A 22,241-nucleotide genomic window follows, 5' to 3' on the forward strand; every position below is an offset into this window, starting at 1 on the left:
CGAGGTCCTGAGCGGGGGCGGGGAGGGGTTCAGGGCCGGGGGTCCGCGTCGGGGCCCTGGGGCCACAGCTGCGGGTCCGGTGTGAAGCGGACCCCGAGTGCGCCGCCCTTGAGGCCCGCGCCGCTCACCCGGCAGCGCCGCAGTGCGGAGGGGAGGGCGAGGACGCGGCGGTAGGGGCCGACTCCGACGGTCAACTCGTCGCCGCGCCGCACCAGTTCGAGCTCGTCGCGGTCCGCTCCCGGCAGCGGGAGCCGCCACACCAGCGTGCCGTCCTCGGCGATCCTGTCCTCGACCCAGCCGTAGGCGACGTCGGTGTCCGGCGCGGTGTCCGCTCCGGCGGGCGGTCGCAGGCCCTCGCCCCCGCCGCCCGCCTCGGGCGCGACGGCGGTGCGGGCCGCGTCGGCCAGCGCCGTCAGGTCCTCGACCCCGCGCGGGTCGCGGCCCAGGTGGGGCAGCTCGCACAGCGGAACGGAGTCGGCCGCGCACGTGCCGCGCAGCTCCCGCAGCGCGGCCTGCTGCTGTCCGGCCAGTGCGGCCAGCCACCTGTCGGAAGATCCGGTGGGCAGCAGCCGGTTGGCGACGACGGATTCCAGCGCGAGCCCGTGCAGCCGCAGCCCGGCGCCCGCGGTGCGCAGGGACTCGGCCGCCAGCGGTCCCGGCTCGGTGACCAGCCGGACGACCGTCGTGGGCGCGTCGACGATCTCCTGGACCGCGGCGAGCTGCTTCGACCAGCGGGTGGCGGTCTCGTACAGCCACTGCGCGGGCATGGGGGCGCCGGCCAGCTGCGCGAGTATCGGCCGCAGCGCGCGGGCCGTCTGGCGTTCGGCGGGGACGAGGCGGCGCAGGTAGCGGCGGAGCTGCTCGGGCAGCGCGAGGAGGTTGAGGCCTTCGGGTGTGGGCGGCAGGTCGGCGACGACGATGTCCCAGCCGTCCGCGGCCGCGGCGGGAAGGGCGTCGGTGCGGTGCGCCGCGTGCAGGGCGCGCAGCAGCGCGAAGGCGCCGGCGCCGGGGAGTTCGGTCAGCTCGTCCTCGTCGAGGGGGACGGCGCCGAGCAGGTCGAGCACGGTCTTGCCGCGCTGCTGGAGGTCGACGGCCTGCCTGCGGAACTCCTCGCCGGCCTCGACCCGCCCCAGCCACAGTCCCGGCACCCCGGCGACGGCCTCGAAGGCGTCGGTGCCCGGCACGTGGGCGGCGGGTGTGCCGCCCTGGACCGGGTCGTCGGCGCCGGCGCCGGGGGTCAGCAGCGCGGCGAGGCGGCGGGCGGGCTCGGGGCTCAGCAGCAGGGTGCGGTGCCCTTGGGCCGCGGCCGCGCAGGCGGTGGCGGCGGCGACCGTGGTGCGTCCCGTTCCGCCCGCGCCGGTGACCAGGAGGGTCTGCGGGCGCCCGCCGGTCAGTTGCCGTCCTTGTCCGTGCCGGACGTGGCGGACCCCTGGGCGCCGCCCGACTCGACGCGCTTCTTGAGGCCGTCGAGGGCGCGGTCGATGATGACCTTCTCGGCCTTGCGCTTGATCATCCCGAGCATGGGGATCTTGACGTCGACGGTGAGCTGGTAGGTCACCTCGGTCCGCTCGCCGCCGGCCAGCGGGGCGAGGCGGTAGACGCCGTCGAGGGAGCGGAGCATCTGGGACTTCACCAGGGACCAGCGCACCTCGTGCTCGCCGATCCACTCGTAGGCGAGGGTGTGCTCGTCCTTGATGGCCCCGGCGTCCAGCAGCAGGCGGACCTGTTCGGCGCGGCCCCGCTCGTCCTCGCCGAGGACCTCGGCCTCCTTCACCTCGCCGGTCCACTCCGGATAGCGGGGGAAGTCGGAGATCACGTTCATGACGGCCTCGGGTGCCGCGTCGACGGTGATGCTCGAGCTGGTGTGTTCCGCCATCGCCATGGCCCTCCGATGTACCCGTGTCCGAAATGCCCGCCGTGGCGCGGAAAGACCGCGCGAATGCCCGTCGTGGCGCGGGGAGTCTCTGCGGTGGAAGGCTACCGCGCGTCCGGCGGCCCGACGCCGGGCGGGGCGTGGCCCTCCTCACCGCCGCCTCCGCCACGCCTGTCACACCCGTCCCGGCTGCCACCGCTCCGGCGCCCACGACCGCCGGCCGCTCACCGCTTAGGCGCCCACGCGTGGCGGCCGCTCACCACTCCAGCGCCCACGGGGTGCCGGTCGCGTTGAAGTGGCCCACGTTGACGCACTCGGTCGCGCCGACGCGCATGCGCTGGACCAGCGGCTGGTGGACGTGTCCGAACAGGTGGTAGCGCGGGCGCAGCGTGTGCAGGGCCTCCAGCAGCTGCGCGCTGCCGCGCTCGAAGCGGCGCGCGACGGTGTCGTAGCACAGGTCGGGCACCTCGGGCGGGATGTGGGTGCACAGCACGTCCACCTCGCCCAGCGCGGCGATCTTCGCCGCGTAGGTCTCGTCGTCGATCTCGTAGGGCGTGTTCATGGGCGTGCGCAGCCCGCCGCCGACGAAGCCGAAGCGCCACCCGCCGATGACGGCGGTCTCCCCGTCGAGGACGTTGACGCCCGCCCGCGCGTACTCCGGCCACAGCGGCGGCATGTCGACGTTGCCGTAGGTCGCGTACGTGGGGGTGGGGAAGGCCGCGAACAGTTCGGCGTACTGCTTGCGTACGGCCGCCTCCGTGGCCGCCTCGCGGTCCAGTCCGCCCCACAGCCGGCGGGAGTAGGCGCGGGCCTCGTCGAAGCGGCGGGCGGTGCGCAGGGCGACGATGCGGTCCGCGCTCTCGACGCCGAACAGGTCGGGGAAGATGCCGCGCGAGTGGTCGGCGTAGTCGAGGAAGAGGATCAGGTCTCCCAGGCAGACCAGCGCGTCCGCACCCTCGCCCGCCTTCGCGAGGTCCTCGCTGTTGCCGTGTACGTCGCTGACTACGTGGACTCGCATGCGCCCCACCCTAGAGCGGTCCTGGCGGGGCGGGGAGGGGGCGACCTGGGCGCCGGCGCGCACCCCCGCGGGCCGGGAGCCGGCCGGGGTCCGGACCGGAGCCGGCCGAAAAGCACCGTACGTCCGCTCTTACCGCTCTCTTCCCTCGCGGCTTCCGTGTCCCCGAACGCCTCGACTAGGCTGCATATCGGCCAACTCCACCTGTGACGCACAAGACATCTACGCGTCACCCTCTACCCCCATGCCCGTACCGATGGGTAACGTCCGGGCCGTCATTCTTCCGGGATCGCAGGACCGTCCCGCGGACCGGGAGCCGAGCCAATGGAGGCCGACCCCGCGGCCCTCCCCTCTTGGCGCGCCGACGAGGAGCAGCAGTCTTGCGCGAGTACAGCCTTCCGGCCCTCTACGAAGTCCCCGCGGAGGGGAACCTGACGGACCTCATCCGCCGGAACGCGGCTCGCCACCCCGACCTGCCCGTCATCGGACGCAAGCGCGAGGGCCGCTGGGAGGATCTGAGCGCCGCCGGCTTCCTCGCCGAGGTCCACGAGGCCGCCAAGGGGCTGATCGCCGCGGGCATCGAGCCGGGCGACCGCGTCGGTCTGATGTCGCGCACCCGCTACGAGTGGACCCTGTTGGACTTCGCCATCTGGAGCGCGGGCGGCGTCACCGTCCCCGTGTACGAGACCAGCTCCCCCGAGCAGATCTCCTGGATCCTCGGCGACTCCGGCGCCGTCGCCTGCCTCGTGGAGACCGACGCGCACACCGCCGCCGTCGAATCCGTCCGCGACCGGCTGCCCGCGCTGCGCGAGGTGTGGCAGATCGAGCCCGCCGCCTCGCAAGACGAGGCCGCCGTCGCCCGACTCGCCGCCCTCGGCGCCCCGATCTCCGACGAGACGGTGGAGGAGCGCAGCTCCGTCGCCGACGCCGACTCACCGGCCACCCTCGTCTACACCTCCGGCACCACGGGCCGCCCCAAGGGCTGCGTGCTCACCCACCGCAGCTTCTTCGCCGAGTGCGGCAACGTCGTCGAACGGCTGCGCCCGATGTTCCAGCCGGGCGAGGGCTCGGTGCTGCTGTTCCTGCCCGTCGCCCACGTCTTCGGCCGTCTGGTGCAGGTCGCTGCCGTGATGGCGCCCATCAAACTCGGCCACGTGTCCGACCTGAAGACCCTCACCGACGAACTCGGCGCCTTCCGGCCCACGATGGTGCTGGGGGTGCCCCGCGTCTTCGAGAAGGTCTTCAACTCCGCCCGCGCCCAGGCCGTCGCCGGTGGCAAGGGCAAGATCTTCGACAAGGCCGCCGAGGTCGCCGGCGCCTACAGCCGCGCCCTGGACGACCCGGAGGGGCCCTCCCTCAAGCTCAAATTCCAGCACCGGGTCTTCGACAAGCTGGTCTACAGCAAGCTGCGCGCCGTCCTCGGCGGCCGGGCCACCCACGCCATCTCCGGCGGCGCCCCGCTGGGCGAGCGGCTCGGCCACTTCTTCCGCGGCGTCGGCTTCACCGTGCTGGAGGGCTACGGGCTGACCGAGTCCTGCGCCGCGACGGCCTTCAACCCCTACGACCGGCCCAAGATCGGCACCGTGGGGCAGCCGCTGCCCGGCTCCGTCATCCGGATCGCCGACGACGGCGAGGTCCTGCTGCACGGCGAGCACCTGTTCACGGGCTACTGGAACAACCCGCAGGCCAGTGAGGAGTCGCTGGCCGAGGGCTGGTTCCACACCGGCGACCTCGGCACCCTCGACGCCGACGGCTATCTGGCGATCACCGGGCGCAAGAAGGAGATTCTGGTGACGGCGGGCGGCAAGAACGTCGCCCCCGCCGTGATCGAGGACCGCATCCGCGGCCACGCGCTCGTCGCCGAGTGCATGGTCGTCGGCGACGGGCGCCCCTTCGTCGGCGCGCTGCTGACCGTGGACGAGGAGTTCTTGCCCCGCTGGGCCGCCGAGCACGGCAAGCAGCAGCTCAGTCACGAGGAGCTGCTCGCCGACGCCGATCTCCTCGCCGCGCTGCAGACCGCCATCGACGAGGGCAACAGCGCCGTCTCCAAGGCCGAGTCGGTCCGCAAGTTCCGCGTGCTGCGCGCGCAGTTCACCGAGGAGTCCGGCCACGTCACCCCCTCCCTCAAGCTCAAGCGGGGCGTGGTGGCCAAGGACTTCGCCGACGAGATAGAGGCCATCTACGCCGGGTAGGGCACCGCCTGCCCGTCCGCCGGGACGGTGCCGCTCCGCTCCGCCCGGTACCCGAGCCGGGCCTGCGCGGCCGTCAGGTGCGGCACGAAGATCGGCCGCCGGCGCGGGCTCACAGCAGGGCGCGTAGCTTGTCCGCCAGCAGGTCCCAGCGCCAGCGCTCCTCCACCCACCGGCGGCCGCGGGCGCCCATGCGGGCCCGCAGCTGAGGGTCGCGCAGCAGTTCGACGAGGCGGTCGGCGGTCTCCTCGGGCGCGCCACCGCGCACCACCCAGCCCGTCTCGCCGTCGAGCACCGCGTCGGGCGCCCCGCCCGAGTCCCCCGCGACGACGGGCAGGCCGGTGGCGGAGGCCTCCAGGTAGACGATGCCGAGGCCCTCGACGTCGAGTCCGCCGCGCCGGGTGCGGCAGGGCATGGCGAAGACGTCACCCGCCCCGTAGTGCGCGGGCAGCTCCTCCCACGCGACGGGCCCGGTGAAGCGCACCGCGTCGGTCAGCCCGTGGGAGGCGGCGCGCTTCTCCAGATCGGCGCGGTGGGGGCCGCCGCCGACGATGAGCAGCACGGCCCCGGGCACGGCGGCCAGCACCCGCGGCATGGCGTCGATCAGCGTGTCCTGGCCCTTGCGCGGCACCAGCCGCGAGACGCACACGACGACGGGCCGGTCGGTCAGCCCCAGCCTGGCGCGGACCGCGCCGCCCCCGGAGTCGGGATGGAAGGTCTTCTCGTCGACGCCCGGCGGCAGCTGCACCATCCGGGCGGCCGCCTGGCGGGTGAGGGCGGACGCGATCCGGCTGCGGGTGTACTCGCCCAGGTAGGTGAGGGTGTCGGTGCCCTCGCCGATACGCCGCAGCAGGGTACGGGCCGCGGGGAGCTGGGCCCAGCCGGCCTCGTGCCCGTGCGTGGTCGCCACGATGCGTTCAGCCCCCGCCCGGCGCAGCGCGGGCGCCATCAGGCCGAGGGGGGCGGCGGCACCGAACCACACGGAGCGGCATCCGTGCTCCCGCAGCAGCGAGACGGCACGCTTGGTGACGCGCGGAGTGGGCAGCAGCATCGTCGTGCGGTCGCGCACGACCGTGAAAGGCTGCTCCGCGTCGAACGCCGCGGTGGCCTCCACACCTTCCCGGCCCCGCTTCCAGGTCGAGGCGTACACGACGACCTGGGACGGGTCCAGGCGCAGCGCCATGCTGTGCAGGAAGGCCTGGATGCCGCCGGGACGGGGCGGGAAGTCGTTGGTGACGATGAGGGTCTTGTGCATCGCCGCCGACAGTACCGCGCGCGGGCGCGCGGGCCGTTGGCGCGGGCGCGGGCGGGCACAGCGAGGGAATGGGCAGGATGCGCGGCGGGACGACGACGCCGGGAACACCGAAACCACCGAGGGCGCAGCGGACGCCGGGGACACCGGGGACGCCGGGGACGCCGGGGACGCCGGGGACGCCGGGGACGCCGGGGACACAGCGGCGTGGCGTGGTGGCGCCTTCGGTGGTCTGGGTGGCCACCCGGGCGGTGCTGCTGGCCTTCGTGTGCAAGGTCTTCACGGTGCCCGGCGGCATGGACATCACCTCCGACGTCTCGGTGATCTACCACGGCTGGTTCGAGCAGCTGAGCGCCGGCGCGTTCCCCTCCCAGGACGTGACCTGGCAGTATCCGCCGGCCGCCGCCCTCGTCATCCTCTCCCCCGGGCTGCTGGCCGGCCTGCTGGACTACGCCTCCGCCTTCTTCGTACTGGCCTGCGCCGCCGACGCGGCGGTCCTCGCGCTGCTCCTGTACGCCGTCCGGCGCCGCAATCCGCGCGACGCCCGCGCCGACGCGGCCCGGCCGCGCCACCGGGCCGGCGTGTGGGCGTGGGTGGCCGGGGTACCGCTGCTGGGCCCGACCGCGTACGCGCGCTACGACCTGATGGTGACCGCCCTCGCCGTGGCCGCGCTGCTGGCCGCCACCCGCCACCCCCGGATGTGCGGGATGCTGGCGGGTCTCGGCGCGATGGTGAAGGTGTGGCCGATCCTGCTGCTGCTCGGCACCCGGCGCGGCCGCACCACCCGCACCGTCTGGCTCACCGCGCTGGCGACCGCAGTGGTGCTGGCCGCCGGGTTCGCGGCCACCATGCCCGGCTCCCTGGACTTCCTGGCCGGACAGCGCGGCCGTGGCACCGAGGTGGAGTCGGTCGGCTCCCTGGCGCTGCACGCGGCCCGGTACTTCTTCGACTGGGACGGCCGGGTACTGCTGCGGTACGGCTCGATGGAGTTCGTCGGATCCGGGGTGCGGCTGGTGACCGACGCGGCCATGGTCGTGACCGGGGCGTGCTTCGGCTGGCTGCTGCTGTGGCGGCTGCGGGCGCGTACCTGGGCACCGGACACCCCGGCACAGGCGTCGCTGGCCGCCGTGCTGGTCTTCGTCGTCACCAGCAGGGTGCTCTCTCCGCAGTACCTGATCTGGCTGGTCGGGCTGGCCGCCGTCTGCCTCACCCTGCGCACCGGCCGCCAGGCGCTGCCGGCCTGGCTGGTGCTGGCGGCGACGGGGCTGACCCAGCTGGAGTTCCCCGTCTGGTTCACCGACGTGGTCACCGGCGAGGGACCTGGCCTGCTGGTGCTGGCGGTCCGCAACGCGCTGCTGGTGGCCGCCGCCGTGCTCGCCTGCGGACGGCTGTGGCGTACGACGGTGACCGGAACGCGGAAGGACCGGGCCGGCAGCCAGGACGGCAGGGAAGGCCGGCACGACGAGGAGGACCAGGACGACGGCGGCGCGGACCGGGACGGCACGGACGGCGCCCGGGGCGGCGCCCTGCCGGGGATGCGCGGCCCCGACGGGGTACGGCCGCTCAGCCCCGGGACGGACCCCGGCCCAGCTGCGCCGTCACATACGCCCGCCACCGGTCGGTGAACTGCTCCCGGCCCACCCCCAGCACCGAGCGCAGCGCCGCGTCCAGTCCCGCGCTCTCACCGCCGTCCTCGCGGCCCGCCCGGTCGTAGAGCGCGACGAGCGCGTCCGCGCCCCACTCCTCGGCCACCATCCGGCAGGCCAGCCAGCCGCCCTCGTAGGCGCGGGCCAGGCGGGTGGGGTCGTTGTCGAAGCGGAAGTCCTCCTCGGTGGGCAGCGCCCGCAGCGGCGAGGACCCGCCACGGCCCGCGTCCAGATCGTCCACCGCGCGGGCGAGTTCGGGCGCCGCCCGGCGCGGCGTGAGCTTCGCCGTGCGGTAGCCCGCCCAGTCGGCGATGCCCTCGGAAAGCCACATCGGCGTCGCACCGGTGGTCTGCCGCCGGGTCGCCACATGGGTGGTCTCGTGCGTGAGGACCACCTGCCTGCCCTGCTCGCTGAGAGCGGCGAACGCCCGCGGGTTGACGACGATGCGGTCGGCGGGCGCGTCCCCCTGCCCGGCCCCGTCCTGCGCCTCCCCCGTGGTGACGGCCGCGATCCCCGCATAGGAAGAAGCGGGAGACCTCAACAGGCGGCCCATCGCCTCGGTGGAGGACGGGGCCTGGAGCACCGTCCGGCGGGTCCACCCGCGCGGCCACGTCCCCGCCACCGCGGGCACCGCACGGTCGGCGGCGCCCGCCAGGGCGCGCAGCGCCGACCGCTTACGGCCCACACCCAGCACGAGAGAGTGCTCACCGCGCACGACGGTCACCGTGCCCTGCTCCCACAGCTGCGTGGTGCTGCCGGACGCCTCCCCGGCCAGGCGCCAGTCGCCGTCCCGCCGCACGAAGCGCAGCCGCTCGGTTTCGGTGGTGGCGGCCCGGTCGTACCCGGCCAGGCGGTGGCGCAGCCGGGCCCGGACGGTGGCCTCGTCGCCGTCGCGCCTGACGTCCGCCACCCGGTAGCCCCACTCCCCCAGCGGGAGCCTGCGCAGGTTGGCGTAGACCCGCCGCTGCTCGGCGCGGTAGCGGTCGGCGTGCGGGTCGAGCGCGGCCAGATAGCCGGCCCTGTCGCCCTCGCGCACGGCGGCGGCCTGCCCGTCCAGAACGGTCTGGAAGGGGCGGACGTCCCCGCCGTCGTCCCCCGCGTCGCCGGCGGCCGGGGCGCAGGCGCCGAGCACGCACAGCAGGACCGGCACGAGCCCCCGGCGGACCGCGCGCCCGCCGGGGGCTCCGTGTGGCCTGTTCACCCCATCGAGGGTACGGGCGCGGGGCCCCGGCGGCCGGTGGGGCGGTGCGGCAGGTGGGGCGGTCAGGGCCTGGTGACGGAGGAGATCGGCATCATGCCCACCGGGTCGTAGCGCACCGGGGCCCCGGGGTGCGGGGCGTGCACGACCTGTCCGTTGCCCATGTACATCGCCACATGGCTGGCGTCGTCCCGGTAGACGATCAGGTCGCCGGGGCGGGCCTCGCCGAGTGGAACCTGGCGGCCCGCCGAGCGCTGCGCCTGCGACGTACGCGGGATCGAGGTGCCCGCCTGCGCGTACGCCCACTGCGTCAGCCCCGAGCAGTCGAACGCGCCGGGTCCGGCCGCGCCCCACGCGTACGGGCGGCCGACGGCGGACCTCGCGGCGGCGGCAGCGGCGGCGGCACGGCCCGAGGAGGCCTTGGCCCCGCCGGACCCCACCTTCGAGCCGCCGTCGGCACCGCGCCCGCCCCTGGAGGCGCGCTCGCGCTCGGCGCGCTCCTGCGCGGTGAGCCGGCCCAGGAGCCGCTTGGCGGCCGAGAGCTTCTTGCGCACGCTCTTCTTCTGCCGGCTGAGCGCGTCCTGCAACCCGTCGAGCTGCTCGACCTTCCCCGCGGCCTCGGTGCGCTGCTGCTGCAGATTCCGCTGGGCGGTCTGCAACTGGCGCAGCTTGAGCATCTGGCGGCTGCCGATCCGGTCGAGGGTGGTGGCCTTGTCCAGATAGCCCTCGGGGTCGGAGGTGAGCATCAGCGTCAGCGCCGGGTCGATGCCTCCCGAGCGGTACTGGGCGCCCGCGAGGCCGCCGAGCGTGTCGCGCAGCCGGTTGACCTTCGACTGGCCGCGTGCGACGGCGTCCTGCGCGTCGGAGACCTGTTCGCGCAGCTTGCCGGCGCGCTCCGCCACCCCGTTGTACTTCTCGGTGGCGACCTCCGCCTGCTCGTAGAGGCCGTCGATACGGGCGTTGACGCTCTTGGCGGACGGTTTGTCAGCGCCGGGGTCCGCGCCGGCGGGCGCGGGCGTGAGCGCGGCCGCCGCACCCGCGGCAGCGGCCGACAGCACGGTGACCCGCGCGGTCCAGCTCTGCGCGGGCGGCGAGGTACGTCGAGGGGACCGGTGGGATGCCACTGGAGGACGCGTTCCTTCCGCTAGGCGACGTGCGCCCGCAGAATGTAGCCGTGCCCTCACTGACGGCAAAGGACCGCTCACGGCCGGTAAGTCCTGGCGCGCGGTGCGGCGTTCGGCGATCACGCAGGTCACCGGGGTGGCTCCCGGGTCATCCGCAGTCGGAGGCTTTCACCCGTACGAAGGACGTTTAGCGGTCATCACACTGGCTGTTGATCGTGGGGCGGCCGGTGCCCTCCCGCCGCTCGCGCCATCCGCGTGCGGGCCCTGGCCCGTCACCCGCGCGCGAGCCGGAGACCTCAGCCCACCCGGACGCCGTACTGGAAGGGCATGTTGCCCATCGCCTCGAAGCGCACCGAGGCGCCCGGCTTCGGCGCGTGCAGCACCTGCCCGTTGCCGGCGTAGAGACCGATGTGGTGCAGGTCGCCGTAGAAGAGGACCAGGTCGCCCGGCTTGAGGGCGCTCTGGCTGGCGATCCGGGTGCCGGCGCTCGCCTGCGCCTGGGAGGTCCGCGGCAGCGAGACACCCGCCTGCTGGTACGCCCAGGACGTCAGCCCCGAGCAGTCGAACGAGCTCGGCCCGGTGGCGCCCCACACGTAGGGGCTGCCTATCTTCGTCTTGGCGGCGGCCAGCGCGGCGGCGGCGCGGCCCGAACCGGGCTTCACGTCGCCGAGGTCGGCACGGTCGCTGGAGGCCCGGTCCGCGCGCTTCTGCTTCGCGGCGAGCTTCGCCTTCTCCTTGGCGGTCAGCGAGTTGAGGAGCGTCTGGGCCTCGGAGAGCTTGCCCTGGATCTCCTTCTTCTTCTTGCCGAGCGCCGTGCGCGTGCTGGAGAGGTCCTTCAGCTTCCCGGAGGCTTCCTTGCGCTGCTGCGCGAGGCTCCGCTGCTTGCCCTGGATCTTCTTCAGCGCGGTGGTCTGCTTGGTGCTCAACTGGTCCATGGCCGAGGCCTTGTCCAGGTAGTTGTCCGGGTCGGACGAGAGGAAGAGCTGCAGCGACGGGTCGATACCGCCCGTGCGGTACTGCGCGGTGGCGACGGAACCGAGCTGGTTGCGCATCTTGTTGAGCTGGCCCTGGCCGCGCGCGACGCTGTCCTGGAGATTCTCGACCTCCGTGGAGAGCTTGGACTGCTTCTCCTTGGCGCCGTTGTACTTCTCGGTGGCGGCCTCGGCGTCCTCGTAGAGCTTGTCGACCTTCTCCTTGACGCTCTTCTTGGAGGTCTGCGGGTCGGCGTGTGCCGCCTGGGAGGTGAGGGCGACGGCCGCGGCGGCGGTCATGGTGAGGACACTGACGCGAGCGCGGTTCGGCTGCTTGGGACGACGGTGGGACGCCACTGGGGCGAGCTCCTTCTTCCTCTCAGCCGCCTGCCGGTCGGTCAGTTCCGGCTCCGCGTCGCCGGACCACACCACCCGACGGGGGCGGCGGTCTCAACTCGACGGAACGAGGCGGTCCTCCGCCGTCACCCCGGATAGGTGATCACCCGAGCGGAGGTTCGAAGCCAGAGATTAGCCACGCGTAGTGATCGGATCAAATCCCTCCAGGAAAAAGATGACTCACGGCCGCATTCTTTACCCGCCTCCCACTCAGGGCGAGCACGGCCTCACGCTTCGCACACGCGACAGGGCGAGGGACCGTGATGCAGGCCACACCCGGAGACCCGGACCCGTGTTCGTTCGCGGGCGCCCTACGTGCGCGCGAGGCGCTTGAGGAGAAGAGTCGCCGCGACGGGCCTGGCGCCGGCGGCCGCGCAACCGTCCGCCACCTCGCGGTCGCTGGAGACCACCACGACGGGGCGGCCCGGCGGCTCGGCGCGCACCAGCCGGCGGATCAGCTCGTCCGCCGTCTGGCCCGGCTTGGAGAAGAGCACCCGCACCCCGCGCGGCGGTGCCAGCAGCACCGGCGCCGCGAGCTCAGCGCCGTCGAACACGCAGGTGACCTCCGCGTTCGACTGGGCCGCCAGCCCGGCCAGGCCCCCCAGCAGCCGCAGCCGCTGCTTCTCCAGCGGCATCGCGGGATAGCCGGTCTTGGTGACGTTGTAGCCGTCCACCACCAGATGCGCCTGGGGCAGCGCCAGCAACTGGTCGAGCAGCGCGGGATCCGTCGCCGACAGCGCCCTGGCCGCGACGTCCTTGGGCGACATCCGGCCCGGCTCGACCGCCTCGACGGTGTCGGCCGGACGCGACTCGGACGGCGGCAGCGCCAACTCCCTGCGCAGCCCCTGCGCCGCGTCCAGCACCGTGTCCAGCAGCAGCCGCACGCGCATGTCCTCGACGCTGCGGCCCTCACGCGCCGCACGGCGCTGCGCCTCCAGCGCCGACTCGCTCTCCGCCAGCCGGGACTTCAGGCGCCGCACCTCGCTGTCGGAGGCCGCCTTGTCGGCGCCCGCGGCCGACCGCACCACCTCCAGCTCGGACTGCACCTTGCGCAGCGCGGCCTCACCGCGGCGCACGTCCGCCTGGGCGCTGCGCAGCCTGCGCTGGGTGCCGTCGAGCTCCTTGCGCAGTGTTTCCACGTCGCGCCGCGCCCGCTCCGCGTCGTCGCGGGCGGCGTTCCTGGCGTGGGAGAGCTCCTCGCGCAGCCTGGTCAGCTCCCGCTGCGCCTCCTCGCCCGCCCGCTCGGCCTGCGCCCGCTGGGCCTCCTCGCCCGCGGCGGCGACCAGCTTCGCCCATCCTGCGGGCCGCAGAACGTAACCGACGGCGGCCACGTCGACCGGGTCGGCGGCCGGGGGCGGGGCGCCCTCGTCCAGCGCGCCCGCCAGCTCGGGCAGCCGCTCGCGCAGCCGGGAGGCGATCCGCTGCCGGAAGACGGCGTCCGACTCCAGGGCCGCCGCCATGGCGTTGCCGCCGAACTTGACGCGGCGCTGCGGGGTGAAGCGCGCGTACTGCCGCAGCGGGGGCGGCAGTTGTGCGACGGTCAGTCCGCCCAGCGCGTCGCCGGTGAACGCGACGACGCGCCGGCGCACCTTCTCCGGCAGTGGCCGCTCCAGGCCCTCGGCGTCCGCGTCACGTCCGTCGGGGCCGCTTTGCGGCTGAGGGCCCGTGTCAGGACCGGTCGGCCCCGGGGGCGCCTCGGCAGCCTTCTTCGGCCGCCGAGGCTCGCCGCCCGTCCGTTCCTCCACCGGTCACACCTGCCGTCTCACGCCCTGATTTCCCGAGCCCTGTCCTGTCCGAGCCCTACACCTGAGCGCTGGGCCGGTCCACCAGTTCGATCTGGTCCACGGCGTTGCACCATCGGCAGCGCACGGACTCGATGGTCTCACTGAGCACCTCGCGCTCCTCCACCTTCGGCGCTCCGGCCAGGTCCAGATGGACGTACTCCACCACCTTGCTGGACCGGGTCACATCGAACCGGGTCAGGTTGCCGCACAGGGTGCAGCGCCAGCGGGTCTCGTCCGTGGGCGTGGGGACCGCCATCGTCGTGAGTCCTCGATTCCTGAGGTCGGTGTTCCTTGGGGTCGGATCGGTCGGTGTGCGCGCTTCCGCCTTCCGTGCGCTCTCGTGGACACGTCACGGACATGCGGGAAGGCGTCACGTGCCGTCAACCCTACGGCCTGGGGCCGTCCGCGTGCCCGTGCGTGTGTCGAGGAGCATGCCCAGCGAGCGAGCCGTCATGATCCCGTCATGGACGGCACCGACGGCACCGACCGCGCCGCCGCCGCGACCCGGGGCCGCGGCGGGGGGCCGCGCCCCCTCGTGACGTACGCCCTGATCTGCTGCTGCGGCCTGCTCTTCCTGATCGGTCCTGCCTCCGGGCTCGTCCCGTCCTACGGCACGGGGCGGGCGCTCGCGCAGGCGCAGTCCGGCTACTTCGACCGGTGGGGCGTGGTGCCCCGCGCGCTGCTGAGCGGCGCCACACGCCCGCTGCTGACCCCTGCGACCGCGCTGTTCCTGCACGGGAACTGGCTCCACCTGCTCGGGAACGTGCTGTTCCTCAGCGTCTTCGGCAAGGCGGTCGAGCAGCGCATGGGGCCGGTGCGCTTCGCCCTCCTCTATTTGAGCGCCGGCTACGTGGCCATGCTCTGCTACGCGGCGGCGCACCCGGCCTCGGGCCAGTCGCTGGTCGGTGCCTCGGGAGCGGTCTCCGCCGTGCTGGGCGCCTTCTTGTACCTGTACCCGCGCACCAGGGTCACCAGCGTCTTCCCCTTCCTCTTCTTCCTCCCGCTGCGCTTCCCCGCCTGGGTGGTCCTCCTCTTCTGGCTCACCCTCCAGTGGCTGGCCACGCGCCGGGACGAGGGCGGCCCGGGCGTCGCCTACCTCGTACATGTGGTCGGTTTCACGCTGGGCTTCCTCCTCGTCTGGCTGAGCTACCGCCGGGCTACAGTGACCGGGCCAACCCCGGCGTGCGAGGGAGAGACCAAGCCGTGATCACATCGATCGTCCTCATCCGGACGAGCACCGAGCGCATCCCCGAGATCGCCGAGCAGATCGCCGCCATCGACGGTGTCAGCGAGGTCTACTCCGTGACCGGTGCCCACGACCTGATCGCCATGGTCCGCGTCGCCGAGCACGACGACCTCGCCGACATCATCCCCGGCCGCATCAGCAAGGTCCCCGGCGTCCAGTCCACCGAGACCCACATCGCGTTTCGCACCTACTCCCAACACGACCTGGAGACGGCCTTCGCCATCGGCCTGGACTCCTGAGCCGGACACTCGAAGGCGACGGGTCCGGGCGGTGCCGCACGCCGGCGTGCGCGGGTGGGGCTGAAAGACTCCTGACGTGAGGTCACAGGGGCTGCGGTTGCGGTGGAGGCCGGTGCCGCGGTGGGGGCGGTGGGTGGCGGCGGGTTACCTGGTGGGGTTCCTGGAAGGGGGCTGCGCCCACCTGTTCGACCTGCTGCGGGGCGGTATCCACGTGTACGCCCCGGTCGCGGCCGTGCCGTGGCAGGTGTTCTTCGTGGGGCTCGTGGTGCTGGACCCGCTCGTGGCCGTCCTCGTCGCGGGGGCGCGCGCTGCCGGGGTGTGGCTGGCGGGGGCGGTGATGACCGCGGACGTGGTGGCGAACTGGGTCGTGGACTGGCAGTGGGTGCGCGAGGACCCGGGCTGGGCGCTGCGGCCCGTGGGACTGCTGCCGATCACGCTGTTCGGGGTGTTCGTGCTGGTGACGTGCGCGCCCTTGGCGCGGGCGGTGGAATCGGGTGGTCGCCTGCGTGCGGGCGTCGGTAGCGTGCCGGGATGAGTACGCAGGGGACGGCGGAGAAGGCGACGACCACGCTGTGGCGGCCCACGGGCCCGAAGGAGCTTCAGCTGGTACGGGAGTCGGGCTGGCGTGCGTGGCCCGCACGGCTGCCGGAGCAGCCGCTCTTCTACCCCGTGCTGAACGAGGACTACGCGGTCCGCATCGCCCGCGACTGGAACGTCAAGCACGACGGGGCGGGCTATGTGACGCGCTTCGCCGTCGAGTCGGCCTTCCTCGCCCGGTATCCCGTGCGGCAGGCGGGTGGCGAGACGATCCTCGAACTGTGGGTGCCCGCCGAGGAGCTGGACGAGTTCAACGCGCACCTCGTGGGGCCGATCGAGGTCGTGCACGAGTTCCGCTGACGGGTGGTTCCGCCGACGAGTCTGGGATCCTCTCCCTCATGTGGCGCGAACGGATACTGGCCCGCGACCCCGAAGCCGTGCCCGCGGCTCCCGCGACCGGACGGGCGCTCGCCGAGATCCCGCGGGTTCTCGGGCAGCCGCTGCCCGAGGCGCTCGCCGCGCTGTTGCGGGAGTGCGACGGCGTACGCGACGAGGACGGCACGGACGTGGTGTGGAGCGCCGCGCGGATCGCGGCCGACAACGCCGCGTTCCGCTCCTCGCCCGAGTTCGCCGGGCTCTACATGCCGTTCGAGCCGCTGCTGTTCTTCGGCTACGACGGGGGCGGCGACCAGTTCGCTTTCGTGCGGGTACCGAGGCGGGAGGAGGACGTGTTCGTCTGGGAACACGAGACCGACTCGCGCACGTGGGCGGCGGCAGGGCTGGACGACTACCTGCGCCTGGCGCTGGGCGGTTAGCGCCTTCCGCCGGAGTCCTGTGGGACTCGGGGGCCCCGCCCCGCCTCGTCGCCCTCCTCCATGTCCCGCAGGAACGCCGCGCCCGCCGGGGTGAGCCGGGTGGCGCTCCACACCAGGCGCTCCTCGCGGCGGGGTCCCTCGCGGACGGGCAGGACGCGCAGCCCGGAGAGCTGGGAGACGAAGGCCGAGGGGAGCATGGCGACGGCCATGCCGTTGCGGACGAGGGCGGCGAGGAACTCCCAGTGGGAGGCCTCGAAGGCCACGTCGCGGTGGAGTCCTGCGGCGGCGAAGGCCTCCTCGGTCTGGGCGCGGGCGTGGCTGCCGGCGGCGAAGTCGACGAACGTCTCCTCGGCGAGGCGGGCCAGCTCCAGAGGTCGCCCCGCGCCCTCCTCCTCCAGCGGATGCCCCGGGGCGACCATGACGACGTGCCGGTCGCGCACCAGGGTGCGCGACCGTACGCCCTTCGCCTGGAAGGACGGGGTCACTCCGAGGAAGGCGAGGTCGAGGGTGCCGCGCCTGACCTGTTCCGCCAGCAGTTCGCTGCGGCTCGACGTCAGGCTGATGCGCACCTGCGGATAGCGGTGGTGGTAGTCGCGCAGCAGCCGGGGCAGGTCGATGGAGGCGATGGTGCTGATGGCGCCGAGGGCGAGGGTGCCGCGGATCTCGCCGGTGGCCGCGGCGACCTCGGCGGCGGCGCGTTCGGCCGCCTCCAGTGACTGCCGCGCGGCGGGCAGGAACGCCTCACCGGCGGGGGTGAGCCGCACGCTCCTGCTCGTGCGCTCGAACAGCCGCGCGCCCAACTCCTTCTCCAGCTTGGCGATCTGGTGGCTGAGCGCGGACTGGACGACGTGGCAGCGCTCGGCGGCCCGGGTGAAGCCGCCGGTGTCGGCGACGGCGGCGACGTAGCGCAGCTGCTGGAGTTCCATGCGCGCAAGCCTAGGAACATCCATCTCGTTTCGCGATCGTTCGCATGACGAGGATGTGTTGGACTCATCGTCAACGGCGGCCGCAGCCTGAGCACATGACCGACACCGCACCCCGGCCCTGGACCCGCACGGCGCCCGCGACCGCACCAGAGGGACCCCGCGAGCACCCTCCTGCGACGCCCCGCCGCGGTCTGCTGCTCCTGATGGCCGCCGCCACCGGACTCTCCTGCGCGGGCAACTACTTCGCCCAGCCGCTCCTCGACCTCATCACCCGCGACCTGCACATCAGCGCCACCCTGGCGGGGTTCGTGGTGACCGCCTCGCAGGCCGGCTACGCGCTCGGCCTGCTGCTGATCGTCCCGCTCGGCGACGTGCTCGACCGGCGCCGTCTCGCCGTCGGACTGCTGGCGGCGACCGCGGTCTTCCTCGTGTGCACGTCCGCCGCGCCCACGGGAGCGCTGCTGCTCGCGGGCACCGTCGCCGTCGCGCTGACGGCGGTGGGCGCCCAGGTCGTCGTCGGATACGCGGCCGCCCTCGTGCCGGACGAGGCGCGCGGCCGTGCGGTGGCCACCGTGATGTCCGGCGTGCTGCTGGGCGGGCTGCTGGCCCGCACCGTCTCGGGTGTGCTGGCCGGGCTGGGCGGCTGGCGCACCGTCTACTGGGTCAGCGCGATACCGGTGGCCGTGATGGCGTTCCTCCTGCACCGTCACCTGCCGCGCGTACGGTCCACCGCCCGGCTGCCGTATCCGGCGCTGCTGCGCTCCTCGCTCTCCCTGCTGCGCGAGATACCGCTGTTGCGCTGGCGGTCGGCGATCGGCGCCCTGTCCCTGGCGGCCTACAGCGTGCAGCTGACCGCGCTGACGTTCCAGCTGGCCGGGCCGCCCTTCGGCTGGTCGGAGTCGCGGATCGGGCTGTTCGGCCTCCTCGGGGTGGTCGGCGTGGTGACGATGACCTTCGCGGGGCGGCTCAACGACCGGGGACTCGTGCAGTACGTGACCGGGTGCGGCATCGCGACGCTGGGCGGCGGCTGGCTGCTGCTCCTGGCCGGCGGGCGGTCGCTGCCGTGGCTGGCGGTGGGCGTCGTCGCGCTGAACGTCGGGCAGCAGGCCGTCCTCAACAGCAGTCAGACGGTGCTCTACGCGCTGCGCCCCGAGGCCCGCAACCGCCTCAACTCCGTCTTCATGACCAGCTTCTTCATCGGCGGCGCCACGGGTTCGGCGCTGACCGCCCTGGTGTGGGCGCGCGCCGGCTGGAGCGGGGTGTGCCTGCTGGGCGCGGGGCTCGCGGCGGCCGCGCTGGCGGTGTGGGGCCTGGAGCGGCTCAGCGCCGCGCACCTGAGCTCACACTGACCACTCATCGACAGCTCTACTCATCGACACATCCGCATCGTCACCCAGGAGTTGGACACCACGCGCATCGCAGTCTTCGGCGCGGCGGGCAACGTCGGCAGCCGGGTCGTCACCGAGGCCCTCGCGCGCGGCCACGAGGTCAGCGCCGTGGTCCGCGACCCGGCCCGCTTCCCCGCCCTGCACCCGGGCGCCACGCACCGGGTGGGCGACGCGGCCGACGCCGGCGACGTCGCCGCTCTCAGCACGGGTCACGACCTGGTCGTCAGCGCCACCCGCCCCGCGCCCGGCAACGAGGAGGGCCTGGTACTGGCGGCGCGCGGGCTGCTGGCGGGGCTGGCCCGCACCGGCGTGCGGCTGCTGCTGGTCGGCGGCGCGGGAAGCCTGACGGTTCCGGGCACCGACGGGCGCGTCCGGGTGAGCGACGACCCCAGATACGTCCCCGAGGAGTGGCGGCCCATCGCCCTGGCCTGCGACGAGCAGTACGCGCTGCTCCTGCGGCAGGCACCCGCGCGGCTGGACTGGGCGTACGTGAGCCCGCCCGCGCTGCTGGCTCCCGGCGTCCGCACCGGGCACTACCGGCTGGGCACCGATGAGTTGCTGGTCGACGAGGCAGGCCGCTCCGCCCTCTCCATGGAGGACTTCGCCATCGCCCTGATGGATGAGGCTGAGCGGCCGAAGCACCATCGGGCCCGCTTCACGGTGGCCTCCTGAGCCAGGGTCCGCCCGGCGGCGGAAAGGCGAGGGGGCGGGCGGGCGGCAGGTCGTTCAGCCCGCGGCGGGGTCCGGGGCCTCGGGGACGCAACGCCCCTCCTCGGTGCGGTAGTTCCACCGCGCCCCCTCCCGCACCAGCTCCCGTACGGCGGCGACGAACCGGTCCACGTGCTCGTCGGGCGTCCCCGCACCGAAGCTGACCCGGACGGCGTTGAGCGCGGGGGCCTCTCCGGCCGGGGACGGGGAGCCCGGCGCGGCCTCGGGCGCCCCGCACTCGCCGGGAGCGTCGCCCTCCCGGCCGAGGAGAGTGCGCAGCAGCGGGTGGGCGCAGAACAGGCCGTCGCGGACGCCGATGCCGTACTCGGCCGACAGGGCGGCGGCGAAGTGCGAGCCGTTCCAGCCCTCGACGACGAAGGAGACGACGCCCACCTGGTCGGCACCCTCGCCGAAGAGGGAGAGGACCCGCACCTCGGGGACGTCGGCGAGACCGGCACGCAGCCGGGCCAGCAGCTCCTCCTCGCGGGCGACCAGGCCGTCGAACCCCGCCTCCGTGAGGGCGCGGCAGGCGGCGGCGAGGGCGTAGGCGCCGATCACGTTCGGCGAACCCGCCTCGTGCCGGGCGGCGGTGGTGTGCCACTCCACCTCGACGCCGCCGTCCGCGCCCCGCGCCACCCGGCGGCTGGCACCGCCGCCCGCGAGATACGGCTCCGCCTGCACGAGCCAGTCGGTGCGACCCGCCAGGACGCCCGCACCGAAGGGCGCGTACAGCTTGTGCCCCGACAGCGCCACCCAGTCGGCCTCCAGTTCGGCGAGGCTGACGGGGCGGTGCGGGGCGAGCTGCGCCGCGTCCAGCACGAGCCGCGCCCCGTGCCGGTGCGCGGCCCGCGCCAGCTCACGGACCGGCCACACCTCTCCGGTGACGTTCGAGGCCCCCGTCACGCACACCAGTTTCGGCCCGGCGGGTGCGCCGTGCAGCGCCGCCTCGAGGGTCGCGACGGCGGCCTCGGGCGAACGGGGCGCGTCCAGGTACGTGACGTCGTGCGTGCGCCACGGCAGCAGAGCGGCGTGGTGCTCCGTCTCGAACACGAAGACCCGCGTGCCCTGCGGCAGCGCCGCCGACAGGAGGTTGAGGGAATCGGTGGTGGCGCGGGTGAAGACCACCTGGTCGCCCTCGCGGCATCCGAGGAACTCCGCGACGGTTCGCCTGCTCTGCTCGAACAGCTCGGTCGACAGCTGGGAGAGGTGGCCGGCTCCGCGGTGCACGCTGCCGTAGTACGGGGCGTACGCGGCGACGTCGTCCCACACCCGCTGGAGCGCGGGGGCGCTCGCGGCGTAGTCGAGGGCCGCGTACGTCACCTCCCCACCGGTGACCAGGGGCACGCGGACGTCGCGGCCGAGGACCGAGAGGGGCCCTCCGGCCTTCTTGGCGGGGGCCGGCGACGTCTCCGGCGCGGAGGCCGCCGCCTCCCGCGCACAGGACGGATCAATCGGGGCAAAAGCGGCATTGAACGGCATGGGGAAGCTCCATGGGCAGGGGTGAACGACGAGCGGCGGCGACGACACCGCCTCGCTGTCGGACGGCAGACGACAGCGCCTTGTGCCCGGCGTCAGACGGCATCACGGCGCGCCTGACGGCAGACGGGAAAGGGGCCGATCCGGCCCTAGCGCATTCGCTTGCTCACGAAAGACTCCCTCGCAGACCAGGACCCCTGGCGGAGAGGGATCCGCGCTTGCCGCAGACCTTGCTGTCCTACGGCCTGGTCATCACCCGGGGCACCCCGCCACGGACGGAGGGTTGCCGGACAGCGGGCCGGGGCCTTGATCGCTGTCGCTCGTGACCTGGGCTGGAGTATGCCACACGGTGTGTTCGGGGCACACCCGTACGTCCACGATCCGGACGGGCCCCCGCCGCCGGGGTCCGCCGCCGGGGTCCGTCACCTCGGCAGCCGCTCACACAGCTTCCGCACGAGCGCGCCCGTACGGAAGCGGTCGGGCCAGTACGCGGGCACGTCCCGCTCGAGCAGCGGCGCGGCGGTGACCGGACCGACGCAGGCCACCTGGACAGGACCGCGCAGGGCCCGCGTCAGCGCGTCCGCAGAGCCGCTCTCCTCGGCGCGGCCGAACAGGCCCGCCACGGCGGGGGCGCTGGTGAAGGTGACGGCATCGACCTCACCGGCGATCAGGGCCTCGATCAGCCGGTCGAGGGGTGCGGGGTCGAGCGGCCGTGTCGAGCGGTAGACGGGCACGGGGACGACGTCGGCGCCCGCGGCGCGCAGTGCGTCGAGGAACCCCCCGAGGGGTTCTCCGTGGAGCTGGACGGCCACCCGCAGCCCCCTCAGATCCCCCCGGGCGAGCAGGTGTGCGCGTACTTCGGCGGTGGACTCGGAGGCGGGCGACCAGGCTTCGCGGAGCCCGGCGGCGCGGATGGCCCCGCACGCCTTGGGGCCTCGGGCGAGGACTTCGCCCCCGGCGAGCGCGCCCCGCAGCGCTCCGCCCGTGTCCCAGTCGTCGGCCGCCTCCATCCAGCCGCGGAAGCCGATACCCGTGGTGACGACGGTGAGGTGCGGGGGGTCGGCGACCAGCTGCCGGGTGGCGGCGCGCAGTTCCGCGTCGTCGGTGAGGGGGACGATACGCAGCGCGGGGGCGTAGCGGACGTGGGCGCCGCGCCGTTGGAGCAGCGCGCCGAGTTCCTCGGCCTTGCGCGCGGCCGTCACGGCGACGGTGTAACCGGTCAGGGGCGGGACCGCTCCGGTGCCCGTGGGCCCATACGGGGGTCGGGGTTCCGGCACAGCGTCTCCCTTCGGAGAGGAACAAGTCGTGTTCGAACCGACCGTAGCGTCAGCGTATGCGGGGGGTGCCTCTATGGGTTTGGTCAAGCCGTTGAAGGTGTTGGCGGTTGGTAGAGGGTGCCGTCGCGGAGCATGGCGAAGAGCACGTCGGCGCGTCGTCGGGCGAGGCAGAGGAGGGCTT

The 22,241-nt window shown here is 73.9% G+C and carries 20 protein-coding genes, 1 pseudogene and 1 riboswitch; of the genes and pseudogenes, 9 read left to right on the forward strand and 12 right to left on the reverse strand.

Translation table 11 applies throughout. The features are described from left to right. Nucleotides 1-29: 29 nt before the first annotated feature. The 3 genes from DTL70_RS16895 to DTL70_RS16905 form a co-directional block, all read right to left on the reverse strand. Complete coding sequence (locus DTL70_RS16895) at nucleotides 30-1,367, reverse strand: ArsA family ATPase (protein ID WP_245979419.1); 1,338 nt, start codon at nucleotides 1,365-1,367, stop codon at nucleotides 30-32. Nucleotides 1,368-1,390: 23 nt separating this feature from the next. Then, entirely contained in the window at nucleotides 1,391-1,876 is a 486-nt protein-coding gene (locus tag DTL70_RS16900; RefSeq protein WP_114022807.1) for an SRPBCC family protein, read from the reverse strand. Between the two features lie 253 nt (nucleotides 1,877-2,129). Further along, nucleotides 2,130-2,891, reverse strand: a complete 762-nt coding sequence (locus DTL70_RS16905; protein WP_114022762.1) for a metallophosphoesterase family protein — start codon at nucleotides 2,889-2,891, stop codon at nucleotides 2,130-2,132. A gap of 377 nt (nucleotides 2,892-3,268) precedes the next feature. Here DTL70_RS16905 and DTL70_RS16910 point away from each other — a divergent pair, with 377 nt between their 5' ends. Further along, complete coding sequence (locus DTL70_RS16910; protein WP_114022763.1) at nucleotides 3,269-5,080, forward strand: AMP-dependent synthetase/ligase; 1,812 nt, start codon at nucleotides 3,269-3,271, stop codon at nucleotides 5,078-5,080. A 109-nt stretch (nucleotides 5,081-5,189) separates the two neighbouring features. On the opposite strand, the gene DTL70_RS16915 is transcribed toward DTL70_RS16910, so the two are convergent. After that, the gene (locus tag DTL70_RS16915) at nucleotides 5,190-6,332 is read right to left on the reverse strand and encodes a glycosyltransferase family 4 protein (protein ID WP_114022764.1); all 1,143 of its coding nucleotides are present in this window, start codon (nucleotides 6,330-6,332) and stop codon (nucleotides 5,190-5,192) included. A gap of 233 nt (nucleotides 6,333-6,565) precedes the next feature. On the opposite strand from DTL70_RS16915, the gene DTL70_RS16920 reads away from it, so the two are divergent. Further along, a complete protein-coding gene (locus DTL70_RS16920) occupies nucleotides 6,566-7,954 on the forward strand; it encodes a glycosyltransferase 87 family protein (RefSeq protein ID WP_425470373.1) in 1,389 nt (462 codons plus the stop codon). Here DTL70_RS16920 and DTL70_RS16925 read toward each other — a convergent pair. From DTL70_RS16925 to DTL70_RS16945, 5 genes are all read right to left on the reverse strand, one after another. Further along, nucleotides 7,893-9,176 carry a hypothetical protein gene (locus tag DTL70_RS16925; protein ID WP_114022766.1) on the reverse strand — a complete coding sequence of 428 codons (1,284 nt, stop codon included), beginning with the start codon at nucleotides 9,174-9,176 and terminating at the stop codon, nucleotides 7,893-7,895. The genes DTL70_RS16920 and DTL70_RS16925 overlap by 62 nt on opposite strands. A 62-nt stretch (nucleotides 9,177-9,238) precedes the next feature. Then, the gene (locus tag DTL70_RS16930) at nucleotides 9,239-10,297 is read right to left on the reverse strand and encodes a C40 family peptidase (protein ID WP_181860953.1); all 1,059 of its coding nucleotides are present in this window, start codon (nucleotides 10,295-10,297) and stop codon (nucleotides 9,239-9,241) included. 296 nt (nucleotides 10,298-10,593) lie between these two features. Beyond that, on the reverse strand, nucleotides 10,594-11,625 hold the full coding sequence (locus tag DTL70_RS16935; protein ID WP_114022809.1) for a C40 family peptidase: 1,032 nt from the start codon (nucleotides 11,623-11,625) through the stop codon (nucleotides 10,594-10,596). A 350-nt stretch (nucleotides 11,626-11,975) separates the two neighbouring features. Continuing rightward, nucleotides 11,976-13,409, reverse strand: a complete 1,434-nt coding sequence (locus DTL70_RS16940) for an NYN domain-containing protein (protein ID WP_114022767.1) — start codon at nucleotides 13,407-13,409, stop codon at nucleotides 11,976-11,978. A gap of 55 nt (nucleotides 13,410-13,464) precedes the next feature. Beyond that, nucleotides 13,465-13,704 carry a hypothetical protein gene (locus DTL70_RS16945; RefSeq protein ID WP_114017220.1) on the reverse strand — a complete coding sequence of 80 codons (240 nt, stop codon included), beginning with the start codon at nucleotides 13,702-13,704 and terminating at the stop codon, nucleotides 13,465-13,467. Nucleotides 13,705-13,911: 207 nt separating this feature from the next. Between DTL70_RS16945 and DTL70_RS16950 the strand changes: the two genes are divergently transcribed. From DTL70_RS16950 to DTL70_RS16970, 5 genes are all read left to right on the forward strand, one after another. Beyond that, the gene (locus DTL70_RS16950) at nucleotides 13,912-14,655 is read left to right on the forward strand and encodes a rhomboid family intramembrane serine protease (RefSeq protein ID WP_114022768.1); all 744 of its coding nucleotides are present in this window, start codon (nucleotides 13,912-13,914) and stop codon (nucleotides 14,653-14,655) included. Next, nucleotides 14,652-14,933, forward strand: a complete 282-nt coding sequence (locus tag DTL70_RS16955) for an Lrp/AsnC family transcriptional regulator (protein WP_114022769.1) — start codon at nucleotides 14,652-14,654, stop codon at nucleotides 14,931-14,933. Before DTL70_RS16950 ends, DTL70_RS16955 begins: the two co-directional genes overlap by 4 nt. A 133-nt stretch (nucleotides 14,934-15,066) precedes the next feature. Beyond that, on the forward strand, nucleotides 15,067-15,468 hold the full coding sequence (locus DTL70_RS16960) for a hypothetical protein (protein ID WP_245979415.1): 402 nt from the start codon (nucleotides 15,067-15,069) through the stop codon (nucleotides 15,466-15,468). Beyond that, on the forward strand, nucleotides 15,465-15,830 hold the full coding sequence (locus DTL70_RS16965; RefSeq protein WP_114022770.1) for a hypothetical protein: 366 nt from the start codon (nucleotides 15,465-15,467) through the stop codon (nucleotides 15,828-15,830). The genes DTL70_RS16960 and DTL70_RS16965 overlap by 4 nt, the downstream gene beginning before the upstream one ends. A 38-nt stretch (nucleotides 15,831-15,868) precedes the next feature. Continuing rightward, entirely contained in the window at nucleotides 15,869-16,285 is a 417-nt protein-coding gene (locus DTL70_RS16970; RefSeq protein ID WP_114022771.1) for an SMI1/KNR4 family protein, read from the forward strand. Here DTL70_RS16970 and DTL70_RS16975 read toward each other — a convergent pair. Further along, nucleotides 16,282-17,211, reverse strand: coding sequence for a LysR substrate-binding domain-containing protein (locus tag DTL70_RS16975; RefSeq protein ID WP_114022772.1), 930 nt, complete (start codon nucleotides 17,209-17,211; stop codon nucleotides 16,282-16,284). The two genes, DTL70_RS16970 and DTL70_RS16975, sit on opposite strands and share 4 nt — an antisense overlap. Nucleotides 17,212-17,306: 95 nt before the next feature. Here DTL70_RS16975 and DTL70_RS16980 point away from each other — a divergent pair, with 95 nt between their 5' ends. Both DTL70_RS16980 and DTL70_RS16985 read left to right on the forward strand, forming a co-directional pair. Beyond that, nucleotides 17,307-18,560 (forward strand): MFS transporter, encoded by a 1,254-nt coding sequence (locus tag DTL70_RS16980; protein ID WP_181860954.1) that lies wholly within the window; start codon nucleotides 17,307-17,309, stop codon nucleotides 18,558-18,560. 51 nt (nucleotides 18,561-18,611) lie between these two features. Next, nucleotides 18,612-19,271, forward strand: a complete 660-nt coding sequence (locus tag DTL70_RS16985) for an NAD(P)-dependent oxidoreductase (protein ID WP_114022773.1) — start codon at nucleotides 18,612-18,614, stop codon at nucleotides 19,269-19,271. A 54-nt stretch (nucleotides 19,272-19,325) separates the two neighbouring features. Here DTL70_RS16985 and DTL70_RS16990 read toward each other — a convergent pair whose 3' ends face one another. After that, nucleotides 19,326-20,786: an aminotransferase class V-fold PLP-dependent enzyme gene (locus tag DTL70_RS16990; protein ID WP_114022774.1), complete on the reverse strand. Its 1,461-nt coding sequence runs from the start codon at nucleotides 20,784-20,786 to the stop codon at nucleotides 19,326-19,328. Between the two features lie 206 nt (nucleotides 20,787-20,992). After that, nucleotides 20,993-21,111, reverse strand: a riboswitch (SAM riboswitch). Nucleotides 21,112-21,211: 100 nt separating this feature from the next. Next, nucleotides 21,212-22,060 (reverse strand): annotated as a pseudogene (locus DTL70_RS16995) (uroporphyrinogen-III synthase); the annotation flags it as partial. Between the last annotated feature and the right edge of the window lie 181 nt (nucleotides 22,061-22,241).

The organism is Streptomyces diacarni (genome assembly GCF_003323715.1).
GTDB lineage: Bacteria > Actinomycetota > Actinomycetes > Streptomycetales > Streptomycetaceae > Streptomyces > Streptomyces diacarni.

Bases quoted from the DNA above. Each gene is read 5' to 3' on its own strand.
- DTL70_RS16900 (WP_114022807.1), bottom strand. From the start codon at position 1,876: ATGGCGGAACACACCAGCTCGAGCATCACCGTCGACGCGGCACCCGAG.
- DTL70_RS16905 (WP_114022762.1), bottom strand. From the start codon at position 2,891: ATGCGAGTCCACGTAGTCAGCGACGTACACGGCAACAGCGAGGACCTC.
- DTL70_RS16915 (WP_114022764.1), bottom strand. From the start codon at position 6,332: ATGCACAAGACCCTCATCGTCACCAACGACTTCCCGCCCCGTCCCGGC.
- DTL70_RS16945 (WP_114017220.1), bottom strand. From the start codon at position 13,704: ATGGCGGTCCCCACGCCCACGGACGAGACCCGCTGGCGCTGCACCCTG.
- DTL70_RS16950 (WP_114022768.1), top strand. From the start codon at position 13,912: ATGGACGGCACCGACGGCACCGACCGCGCCGCCGCCGCGACCCGGGGC.
- DTL70_RS16965 (WP_114022770.1), top strand. From the start codon at position 15,465: ATGAGTACGCAGGGGACGGCGGAGAAGGCGACGACCACGCTGTGGCGG.
- DTL70_RS16970 (WP_114022771.1), top strand. From the start codon at position 15,869: ATGTGGCGCGAACGGATACTGGCCCGCGACCCCGAAGCCGTGCCCGCG.
- DTL70_RS16975 (WP_114022772.1), bottom strand. From the start codon at position 17,211: ATGGAACTCCAGCAGCTGCGCTACGTCGCCGCCGTCGCCGACACCGGC.
- DTL70_RS16980 (WP_181860954.1), top strand. From the start codon at position 17,307: ATGACCGACACCGCACCCCGGCCCTGGACCCGCACGGCGCCCGCGACC.
- DTL70_RS16990 (WP_114022774.1), bottom strand. From the start codon at position 20,786: ATGCCGTTCAATGCCGCTTTTGCCCCGATTGATCCGTCCTGTGCGCGG.